General features: G+C 70.0%; 5 protein-coding genes and 1 pseudogene. 1 reads left to right on the plus strand and 5 read right to left on the minus strand.

Annotated features, from left to right (window positions below; all coding sequences use genetic code 11):
• The first annotated feature begins 758 nt into the window (after nt 1-758).
• Nucleotides 759-1,757: a zinc-binding dehydrogenase gene (locus tag ACOJSN_RS19410; protein ID WP_420114133.1), complete on the plus strand. Its 999-nt coding sequence runs from the start codon at nt 759-761 to the stop codon at nt 1,755-1,757.
• Nucleotides 1,758-1,769: 12 nt separating this feature from the next.
• Here the strand turns inward: ACOJSN_RS19410 and ACOJSN_RS19415 are convergent, their stop codons facing one another.
• The 5 genes and pseudogenes from ACOJSN_RS19415 to ACOJSN_RS19435 all read right to left on the minus strand — a co-directional run.
• Nucleotides 1,770-3,158, minus strand: coding sequence for an MFS transporter (locus tag ACOJSN_RS19415; protein ID WP_420114134.1), 1,389 nt, complete (start codon nt 3,156-3,158; stop codon nt 1,770-1,772).
• Nucleotides 3,159-3,208: 50 nt separating this feature from the next.
• Nucleotides 3,209-5,953, minus strand: a pseudogene (acnA, locus tag ACOJSN_RS19420) (aconitate hydratase AcnA).
• A gap of 125 nt (nt 5,954-6,078) precedes the next feature.
• A complete protein-coding gene (locus ACOJSN_RS19425) occupies nt 6,079-8,508 on the minus strand; it encodes an HAD-IC family P-type ATPase (protein ID WP_420114135.1) in 2,430 nt (809 codons plus the stop codon).
• Between the two features lie 457 nt (nt 8,509-8,965).
• Nucleotides 8,966-10,180: a class I SAM-dependent RNA methyltransferase gene (locus tag ACOJSN_RS19430; protein ID WP_420114136.1), complete on the minus strand. Its 1,215-nt coding sequence runs from the start codon at nt 10,178-10,180 to the stop codon at nt 8,966-8,968.
• The coding region (locus tag ACOJSN_RS19435) for an APC family permease (RefSeq protein WP_420114137.1) at nt 10,170-11,441 on the minus strand (1,272 nt) is incomplete at its 5' end. The genes ACOJSN_RS19435 and ACOJSN_RS19430, both read right to left, overlap by 11 nt.

Genomic DNA, 11,441 nt, shown 5'->3' on the forward strand with positions numbered 1-11,441 from the left:
CTGGCGTGCCGTTGGTGTCCCTTCCTCGACGCTGGGCCTCGCCCAGGCCCGCGGCGGCGTGACTCAGCTGCCATGTCGGCACGCCAGTCACGCCACGGTGGCCTTCGGCGTGACAGAGGTGCCGAAACGGCACACCAGTCACGCTTCAGGGCCCGAATGGGCTCCCGTGAGGATCGGTGATGAAGCGCGCGGCAACGCCGGGGTTCAGCAGCTGCTCCGACACGTTGGACAACACCGACGACGACTGGCTCTACGAACGCCACCACCACCAGCCAGTGGACGAACGTGTGCACGCTCGGGAAGATCCGCGGCACGACCTGTGCGCAGGTAGACGGACAGAACCGGTGCGGCACGTATGTCAACCACACGGTGGCGTCCTGCCAGATGGTGTTCGCGACCGACCGCATGGCGTGCAGCTGGGGGACAGTGGTGGATCCTGGTACTGCGGCGCCGACGCCTACGGGATCACGTCCGGCTGGCACGTATTCGTGGTCAATGGCGTGGCGGACAACCATCGCGGTCTTCACACCATCGAAGACCGCGTTCGCGGCCCTCTCCGTCAGGCTCAAGACCACCGGGAACCCGGGGGCCTCGTGCGACGAGCGACACCTTCGACTGGCGGTCGGCCCCCCACACGTGCCCCACCCCGGTGGTTGGTCCGTGGCGCAGCCGCCACGCTCCTCACCCCGCTGGCGGCACTCGCATCCGCTGGCGTGCTGCTGACCTCGGGGTCCTGCGACGAGGTAAGTTGCCGAGTTGTGCGCGCAGCGAGGATCCACGGCAGACGAGACCTCCGGCTCGAGGAGCTCCCCGATCTCCTCCCCGAGCCCGGCCAGGTTCGGCTCCGGCCGGCCTACGTGGGCATCTGCGGCTCCGACCTGCACTACTTCTCTGACGGCGCGGCGGGCATCTTCAGGATCGTCGAGCCGCTGATCCCCGGCCACGAGATGTCCGGGACAGTGGACCTCGATCCCTCCGGACGATGGGCACCCGGGACCCCGGTGACCGTCCACCCCGCGACCTGGGGGCCACCTGGGCAAGGGCCACGCCCCACGTGGCCGGGCGGCACCTTCCTCGGCAGCGCCTCCACGTCGCCTCACACCCAGGGCGCGATGGCGGAGCACCTCGTCGTCACGGCGGATCAGGTCAGGCCGCTGCCGGGGGGACTTCCGCTCCGCCGGGCCGCGCTCGTGGAGCCGTTGGCGGTGGGGCTGCACGCGATCACGGTCGCCGGCGGCGTCGAGGGGCGTTCCGTGCTCGTGTCCGGGTCGGGACCGATCGGTCTGCTCGCAGCCGCCGGTGCGCTGGCTGCCGGCGCCTCCGAGGTGTGGTGCGCGGACGTGCGGCCCGGCCCGCTGGACCGTGCCCGCACGCTCGGCGTCACCGAGGCCATCGACGTCTCCGCCGAGACGCTCCCCGAGTCCCGGTTCGACATCGTCCTCGAGTGCGCCGGTCTCCCCCAGACCCTGAACGCACTGCTCCGCGCGTGCGCTCGTGGCGGCAGCCTCGTGCAGGTCGGCAACGTGCCGAACGAGGACCGGCCGGTCAACCTCGCGCCGATCGTCAGCAAGGAGATCCAGCTCCGCGGCACGTTCCGCTACGACGACGAGATCGACCAGGCGATTGCCATGCTCGCCGCGACGCCGTCGATCGAGCAGGTGATCACGCACGAGCGCGCACTCGACGACGTCCTCGACGGATTCGCCGTGGCCGCCGACTCCGACGCCTCAGGCAAGGTGCTCGTGCGGATCGACTGATCCCCGGGGCAGTCAGGCCGGATCTGTGGCCGGAGCCGGCAGCGCCGATCTCGGCGCCAGCAGCGCCCCGACCACGGCGACGGCAACCAGGCCGGCCAGCAGCGTGGTGTAGCCGCCCTGCAGCGCGAGCACCGCCGAGAGCGCACCGCCCACGGCGATGAGCAGCGCGGTCGTGAGGTTGTCGAGGATCTGTGCTGCGGCAGTGTTGAAGCCGACCTCGCCGTGGGCCGAGTGCCCCATCACGAGCAGCGAGACCGCCGGCATGCCGAGCCCCATGCCCAGCCCACCGACCACCTGCGCCAGCACAGTGACCACGGGCGGCAGCAGTCCGACGGTCACCAGGGCCACGATCACCACACTGACGGCGAGCAGCCCGAAGCCGATGCGCAGCAGCAGCTGCCGCGGCACGTGCGGGCGGCCGCCCTGCCAGGTCGACGCTGCCGACCAGCCGAGCGATCCTGCGATCAGCACGCCACCGGCCGCCCGCAGGGTCCAGTCGTACAGGTCGGTGAGCATGAGCGGCAGGAACGCGTTCATCGCGAAGAACGAGCCTGCGAGCAGCCCGCGGGCCAGCACCGCCGTGGCCACGCCGCGTGAGGCGATCAGCGTGCCGCGCGGCACAAGTTGCAGGACCGAGGGCACGAGCACCACGAGCGCGATGATGACCACCGGCAGCACAGCCAAGCCTGGTCGCTCACCGGCCCAGCTCAGCGCAGCCACGCCCACGGCGGCACCCGGGGCCGCGATCAGCAGCCATCGGCCGCCGTTGCCTGGCGCCTGCTCCTCACGAACCGGGCGCTCGCTGCCCGCCCGTCGCAGCGCCGTCGCCATCATCACCAGCGCCAGCACCGCGATCGGCGCGATCGCCAAGAACACCCAGTGCCACGACCATGTCTCCGTGATGTAGGCCGCGGCCGGCGGCCCCAGCAACGACGGCAGCACCCAGGCGGTCGCCGTCCAGCCGAACACGGCGGGGCGCAGGCTCGCCGGATACACCAACGCCACGAGTACGAAGATCGCGACCGTCAGCGCACCCGCGCCCAGTCCCTGCAGCACACGACCGACCAGCAACAACTCGAGCGTGCTCGCTGTGCCGGCCACAACGAGCCCGGCCGCGAACGCCGTGACGCCCGCGACCAGCGGCCCGGCCGGACCCCGCGCATCGGCCCAGCGTCCGCCGAGCACGGTCGCCAGCACCGAAGACGCGAGGAACGACACGAACGGCCACGCGTAGGTCTCCAGCGAGCCGACGTCGGCCATCACGTCCGGCATCGCCGTGCCGACGCCCATCCCCTCGAACGCGACCGAGGTGATAACCAGCAGGATCCCGAGGGTCGTCGGTGCCCGGCCGCCGGAGAAGACCGCCATCCGCCCGGTCGGCAGGGCGCCCCCGTCAGTCACGGGGACAGCCTGCCTCCTCGACCGGGGGCGCGGTCACGTCCGCGGCGGTCTCACGCGGAGACCAGCGACCTGAGCACGTACTGCAGGATGCCGCCGTTGCGGTAGTAGTCCGCCTCACCGGGGGTGTCGATACGGACGACGGCGTCGAACTCCACGAGCGTCCCGTCGCCCTTCGTGGCGGTCACCTTGACGGTGCCCGGGGTGCTCCCCTCGTTGAGCTCGGTCACGCCCGCGATGTCGAAGGTCTCGGTGCCGTCGAGCCCCAGCGATTCGGCGCTCTCCCCCGCCGGGAACTGCAGCGGGAGCACACCCATGCCGATGAGGTTCGACCGGTGGATCCGCTCAAAGCTCTCGGTGATGACCGCACGTACCCCCAGCAGCGCCGTGCCCTTGGCGGCCCAGTCGCGTGAGGAACCGGAGCCGTACTCCTTGCCGCCGAGCACCACCAGTGGGATGTTCTCGGCGGCGTAGGCCTGCGCGGCGTCGTAGATCGACGTCTGCTCACCGGTGAGGAGGTTCTTCGTGAAGCCCCCCTCGACGCCGTCGAGCAGCTGGTTGCGCAGCCGGATGTTGGCGAACGTGCCTCGGATCATCACCTCGTGGTTGCCGCGGCGGGAACCGTAGGAGTTGAAGTCCCGGCGCTCCACACCGTTCTCGGCGAGGTACCGGCCCGCGGGCGAGTCGGGCTTGATCGACCCGGCCGGCGAGATGTGGTCGGTGGTGACCGAGTCGCCCAGCTTGGCGAGCACCCGCGCACCGGCGATGTCGGTGACCGGAGCGGTCTCCATCGTCATGCCCTCGAAGTACGGAGGCTTGCGCACGTAGGTCGAGGCGTCGTCCCAGGCGAACACCTCGCCCTCGGGGGTGTCCAGGCCGCGCCACTGCTCGTCGCCGGCGTAGACGTCCGCGTAGTCGGCGGTGAACATCTCGCGGGTGATCGAGCTGTCGATCGTGGCCTGCACGTCGTCGGCGCTGGGCCAGATGTCGCGCAGAAACACCGGGGAGCCGTCCTCGCTGTGGCCGAGCGGTTCGTGCTCGAAATCGAACTCCATGGTGCCGGCGAGCGCGTACGCGATGACGAGCGGTGGCGACGCCAGGTAGTTCATCTTGACGTCGGGATTGATCCGGCCCTCGAAGTTGCGGTTGCCGGAGAGTACCGAGGCGACCGCGAGGTCGTGCTCGTTGACGACCTGGCTGACCTCGTCCGGAAGCGGCCCGGAGTTGCCGATGCAGGTGGTGCAGCCGTAACCCACGAGGTGGAAGCCGAGCTTCTCCAGGTACGGCCACAGGCCGGCCTTCTCGTAGTAGTTGGTCACCACCTGGGATCCGGGCGCCATCGAGGTCTTCACCCACGGCTTGCTGACCAGGCCCTTGTCCACGGCGTTCTTGGCGAGCAGGCCGGCTGCCATCATCACGCTCGGGTTCGAGGTGTTCGTGCACGAGGTGATCGAGGCGATCGCCACCGCACCGTGGAACAGCTCGTAGGTGCTCCCCTCGGGTGTGGTCACCGGGAAGGTCGGGCGTACCTGCGCACCCACGGCGGGGCTGTCGGAGGCCGGGAAGGACTCCTTCTCGGCCTCGTCCACGCCGTTGGCGAGCTGCGGGGCGTACACGAGCACGTCACGCTGGAACGCGGACTTGGCGTGCGACAGCTCGATCCGGTCCTGCGGCCGCTTCGGTCCGGCGATCGAGGGCACCACCGTGGACAGGTCGAGCTCGAGGTACTAGGAGAACATCGGCTCGGTGTAGCCGTCGGCGTGCGGGTCGAGCCACAAGCCCTGCTCCTTGGCGTACGCCTCCACGAGCGCCACCTGCTCGTCGCTGCGACCGGTCAGGCGCAGGTAGTCGAGCGTGATGTCGTCGATCGGGAAGATCGCCGCGGTGGAGCCGAACTCGGGACTCATGTTCCCGATGGTGGCGCGGTTGGCCAGTGGCACGCGGGCCACGCCCTCGCCGTAGAACTCCACGAACTTGCCGACCACGCCGTGCTGGCGCAGCATCTGGGTGATCGTCAGAACTACGTCGGTCGCGGTGACGCCGGCGGGGATGTCGCCGCTGAGCTTGAAGCCGACCACGCGCGGGATCAGCATCGACACCGGCTGACCGAGCATCGCGGCCTCGGCCTCGATGCCGCCGACGCCCCAGCCGAGCACGCCGAGCCCGTTGACCATGGTGGTGTGCGAGTCGGTGCCCACGCAGGTGTCCGGGTAGGCCTTCCCGTCGCGGATCATGACCACGCGGGCGAGGTACTCGATGTTGACCTGGTGCACGATCCCGGTGCCGGGCGGGACTACCTTGAAGTCGTCGAACGCCGTCTGGCCCCAGCGCAGGAACTGGTAGCGCTCGTGGTTGCGCTCGTACTCGATCTCGACGTTGCGCTGGAAGGCGTCCGAGCGGCCGAAGACGTCGATCTGCACCGAGTGGTCGATCACCAGCTCCGCGGGGGCGAGCGGGTTGATCACGCTCGCGTCACCGCCGAGTTCGGCCATCGCCTCACGCATCGTGGCGAGGTCCACGACGCACGGCACACCGGTGAAGTCCTGCATCACCACGCGCGCGGGCGTGAACTGGATCTCGGTGCTGGGCTGGGCCGTCGGGTCCCACCCGGCCAGAGCGTTCACGTGGTCGGCGGTGATGTTCGCACCGTCCTCGGTCCGCAGCAGGTTCTCGGCCAGGACCTTGAGCGAGTACGGGAGCTTCTCCAGCCCCTCGACGGCGCCCAGCCGGTAGATCTCGTAGCTGTTCTCGCCGACCTCGAGCGTGCCCTTGGCCCCGAAGCTGTTCACCGCGCTCACTGCTGCTCCATCCCGTCATTCCCGCCCGACGGCGTCGCTCGCCATTTTCGTCGGACTTGACTTCCGTAATTTATCTCGATGTCGAGATATCTTATCAGGTCACCTCAGCTCCAGCGTGGCACCGATCACCGCGACGCGCGGTCGGTTGAGGCGTCCACTCCGACCTGTCCGGGTGCCGGGCGAGGCGCTTCCGCCCGTGCGAGCCGCCGCTCTCGAAGCCGGTAGACCACCTCGATGAGAGCGGCACCGATCACACCGACCACGACGATCAGTTGAGCCGTCTCGCCGGTCGGCCACTCCAGCGCGAAGAACTCCCGCACGAACGGCACCGCGACCGCGAGCACCGCACCCAGCGCCATCACCCCGACCAGCGTCAAGCGCCACCAGTTCCACGGGCGCGCAAGGATGCCCAGGAGCCACAGCGCCATGAGGATCAGCGTCAGTGTGGCGCCGGTGCTCGCCTGCAGCTCCTCACCGCGTAGGTGCAGCGTGCCGTACACCACCAGCACGCCGGAGCCACAGATCAGCCCGCAGGGCACCGCGAGCTGCAGCACGCGATCGAGGAACCCTTGCCGGTACCGCTGGTTGTTCGGTGCGAGTGCGAGGAAGAACGCCGGGGTACCGATGGTCAGCGCGCCGACCAGGGTGAGGTGCCGCGGCAGGAACGGGTACGGCCACGCGACCAGTGCGACCACCACGGCCAACAGCACGGCGTACGTGGTCTTGGTGAGGAACAGGGCAGCGACGCGCTCCATGTTCGCGATCACGCGGCGGCCCTCGGCCACCACCCCTGGCAGCGTCGAGAACCGGCCGTCGAGCAGCACCACCCGCGCCACGGCCTTGGTGGCGGCAGCGCCGTTGCCCATCGCGATGCCGAGATCGGCGTCCTTGAGGGCGAGCGCATCGTTGACGCCGTCACCGGTCATCGCCACCGTACGGCCATCGTCCTGGAGCGCGTGCACGAACGCGCGTTTCTGCTCGGGCGTCACGCGCCCGAACACCCGGCTTGTGCGGATCGGTTCGCGCAGCGACTCCCGGTCCTCGGGCAGGGTGCGCGCGTCGACACTCTCAGCACCACCCTCCAGTCCGACCGACTCCGCGATCGAACCCACGGTCGCGGGGTTGTCACCGGAGATCACCTTGACCTCGACGTCCTGGGCGGCGAAGTACTCGAGTGTCTGCGCCGCATCCGGTCGCACCCGCTCGCGCAGCACCGCGAGCAACGCGGGACGCACGTCGTCGGGCAACGACTCCCCCACGAGCTCGCCCTCGGACACGTGCGCCAGGAGCAGTACCCGGGCCCCGCTCGTGGCGACCTCACGCACCCGGGCCAGCACGGCGTCGTCGGCCCCTCGCGAGGCGAGCAGCACCTCGGGTGCGCCGAGCACCCAGGCGCCCGACTCGGCCTGGTGCCCGCTCCACTTGCGCGCCGAGCTGAACGGGACCACCTCCTGCTGGGCGACCGAGGGCACGTCCTGTAGCCCGGGAGCGATCGCGGCGGCGGTCGGGGACGCACCGGGCTCGCGCGCCAACGTGGCGAGCAGCTCGCGTGCCCCCGGGACCCCCTCCAGTTCCACGAGCTCATCCAGCTCCACGGAGCCATCGGTGATCGTGCCCGTCTTGTCGAGGCACAGCACGTCCACGCGCGCCAGCACCTCGACCGCCGGCAGCTCCTGCACCAGCACCTTGCGGCGGGCCAGGATGACCGCAGCCAGCGCGAAGTTGATCGACGTCAGCAGCACCAGCCCCTCGGGGACCATCCCGACGATGCCCGCGATCGCCTGCACCACCGCGTCCCGCCAGCCATCGCCGGAGAACGCGATCTGCCAGCCGCCCACGTTCCGGATCTGGCTCCAGAACAGCAGGAACGCGATCGGCACGATCACCCAGGAGATCACCACGAGCACCTTGTTGATGCCGCTGCGCAGCTCGGAGCCCACGAGGGAGAACTGCTTGGCCTGAGCCGTGATCTTCTGGGCGTAGGCGTCCGGGCCGACCTTGGTGGCACGCACCACGGCCGAGCCGGCCACCACCGCCGAACCGGAGAGCACCGGGTCGCCCGTCACCTTGTCGACAGGCTCACTCTCACCGGTGAGCATCGACTCGTCGACCTCGAGGCCGGCGGAGGTCAGCACCTCGCCGTCGGCCGGGACCTGATCGCCCAGCGACAGCCTCAACACGTCGTCGAGCACGACCTCACGGATCGGGACCCGGTGCTCCGCGCCGTCGCGGATCGCCGTGACCTCCGCCTCGTTGAGGATGGCCAGCCGGTCCAGCGTGCGCTTGGCGCGGTACTCGGTCACAGCGCCGATCAGTGTGTTGAACAGCAACACGAACCCGAAGACCGCGTCCTTCCACGCGCCCACCGACAGCACGACCACGAGGGCCACGCCGAGGATCGCGTTGAAGAGCGTGAAGAGGTTGCCGCGGATGATCGCCCAGAGGCTGCGGGAGGAGGTGTCGTCGGTGACGTTCACCTTCCCCGCGGCCACGCGAGCGGCGACGTCGGCGGAGGAGAGGCCGGGCGGCGAGGCTACGGCGGTGGCTGGCTGCACGGGACGAAAGTATGTCCGATTCCCGGCCGTGATGCGGATCACACACGGATGCGCGTCATGACCGATGCCCCGAGCCGTCTCTCAGGCACGTCACACCGAGAAGAGAGGACGGCACATGGTTGTCGCGGCGTCGCAGCTTCGGCTCCGCCCGCACCGCTGTACTCGTCGGTGGGCGAGCTCGCCGGATCGGGAGGTGCAGTGGGGTCGGGCCCGCTGCATCTCCCCCGGCGGGCGATGAGACGTTCGGAGGGGAACGGCCGCGGGCGGGCCGGACGAGAGAGCTCCCTGAGAGCACACTCTCCGGCCCGCTCCAACGATCCCCGGTGCCAGAGCACCCGTGCCCACACAGCCCGCTCGCTCGGGCAGCCAGGTGCCCAGCACGAGCATCTCTCGGTCCGGTGCGTCGAGCGGTGGGCGCGTCCGCGCAGGCGCCGGAGGCAGCGCCGGCTCTGACCGGTCACCGCACGAGCGTCGCGAGCGCCTCGACGTGGTGCGTGTGCGGGAACAGGTCGAAGGCGCGCAGCGCCTCGAGCCGGTAACCGAGGTCGAGCGTCGTACGGATGTCTCGCGCGAGGGCGGCGGGATCGCAGGCCACGTAGACGACTCGCGGCGTTCCCAGCTCTGCCAGTCGGTTGAGCACGTCGGGTCCGGCACCGGCGCGCGGTGGGTCGAGCACGACGGCGTCCGGTCGCCTCTCGACGCCGGCGAGGGTAGGCGCGACCTCGCCTGTGCGGAGCTCGAGCTGGTCGAGTCCGTGCGCATTCCGGCGGGCATCGCGACTTGCTTGCTGGTCGGCCTCGATCGCGAGGACGAAACCGTTCGGTCCAACCGCATCGGCGAGGGGCAGGCTGAGCAGGCCGGCGCCGGAGTAGGCATCGATGACGCTGCTGCCGGGGTTGAGCTGCGCCGCGGCAAGGACCGCGTCGACCAAGGTGGTCGGTGCAGCACGGTGGATCTGCCAGAACCCGTGCGCAGCGAGCCGATACCGGTACTCCGATTCGGCTGCCGCGACTCGCTCCCGCACGTGGGTGCGGCCACCACGCCACGGTCGGCCGTTCACCAGCACGACCGGGTCGCCGTCGCTGGGTGCCACGGCATCGATCCGCACGCCGGGCTCCCAGGTGCGACCGAGCAGGTCGAGTCCGGCGATCTCCGGCACCGCGAGCGGCATCTCACGCAGCGCCACGACCTCGTGCGTGCGGTGACGGAACATCCCCGCGCGGCCTGCGCCGTCGGTGGTCAGCTCGATCCGGGTGCGGGTGCCGAGCCCGTCGGCGTTGCCGGGCACGGCCTCGACCGTCAGCGCCTCGAGGAGCGGATCCTCGGTGTCGAGCTTGCCGATGCGGGTGAGCGCGTCGAGCAGCACGTCGCGCTTCCAGGTTCGCTGTGCCTCGGGCCTGACGTGCGCCAGCTCTCCGCCACCCACACCGCCCGGACCGGCCTCAGGCCACACGCTGGGCACGCGGTCGGGTGAGACGTCCAAGATCTCGACGGCGTCGCCGCGCCAGTAGCCCTTGCGGCGCTGCTCGGTCAGGTGCACCCGCGCCCGCTCTCCCGGGATCGCGTGGCGCACGAACACCACGCGCCCCTCGTGCCGCGCGAGGCAGTGCCCGCCGTGCACGGCGGGACCGACGTCGAGAATCAGGTTCTCCGGTGTGTCCTCAGCGGCCACCGCGCACCGCCTCCGAGGAGTCGAGCTGCCACGGCACCGACGCCACCACCACGCCAGGTGTGAACAGCAGCCTGGCCTTGAGGCGAAGTGCGCTCTGGTTGTGCAACAACTGCTCCCACCAATGTCCGACGACGTATTCAGGGATGTAGACGACCACCAGGTCGCGGGGCGACGAGCGGCGTAGCGACCGTACGTACTCGAGCACAGGCCGGGTGATCTCTCGGAAAGGAGAGTCAAGCACGGTCAGCGGCAGCGGGATCCCTGCAGCGTCCCATGCCTCCCGGGTCGCAGAAGAGTCTTCGACGCTCACCGCGACCGTGATCGCCTGCAGCGTCGAGGGTCGCGTCGCCCTCGCGTAGGCGAGCGCGCGCATCGTCGGCTTGTGGACCTTGGACACGAGCACGATCGCGTGCACCCGCGCGGGCAAGGCCTTGGCGTCGTCGAGATCGTCCAGCGCCAGCTCGGCAGCGACCTTGTCGTAGTGCCGTCGGATCCCTCGCATGAGCACGAACAGCACGACCATGAGCGCGATCGTGATCCAGGCACCCTGCGTGGTCTTGGTGATCAACACCACCACCAGCACCACGCCGGTGAGCACGAAGCCGAACGCGTTGATCGCCCTCGAGCGCTTCGTGCGCGACCGCTCTCGGGGGGTCCGGACCGTGTTCAGCTCCCGGTTCCAGTGCCGCACCATGCCCAGCTGACCCAACGTGAACGAGACGAACACACCCACGATGTACAGCTGGATCAGGGCCGTCACCTGCGCGTCGAACAGCCAGATCAGCACGATCGCAGCACACGCCAGGATGAGAATCCCGTTCGAGAACGCGAGCCGGTCGCCCCGGGTGTGCAGCTGCCGCGGCAGGTAACCATCGCGGGCGAGGATGCTGCCGAGCACCGGGAAGCCGTTGAAGGCAGTGTTGGCGGCGAGCAACAGGATCAGCCCGGTGGTCGCGGTCACCAGGTAGAACATCGGCGGGAAGCCGCCGAACACGGCTTGGGCGACCTGGCCGATGACCGGGTCCTGCTGGTAGCCCTCAGGCACCGCTCCGCCGTCGACGTGCAGCTGCGTGGCGGGGTCCTCGACGAACCGAACCCCGGTGGCGTTCGCGAGCCCGAGCACGCTCGTGAGCATGACGGTCGAGATCCCGCCCAGCAGGAGCAGCGTGGTGGCGGCGTTCTTGGACTTCGGCCGCCGGAAGGCGGGCACACCGTTCGCGACCGCCTCCACACCCGTGAGGGCCGCGGCCCCTGACGTGAA

Origin of the sequence: Pseudactinotalea sp. (genome assembly GCF_048594945.1) — a bacterium.
In the GTDB taxonomy this organism is placed as follows: domain Bacteria; phylum Actinomycetota; class Actinomycetes; order Actinomycetales; family Beutenbergiaceae; genus Pseudactinotalea.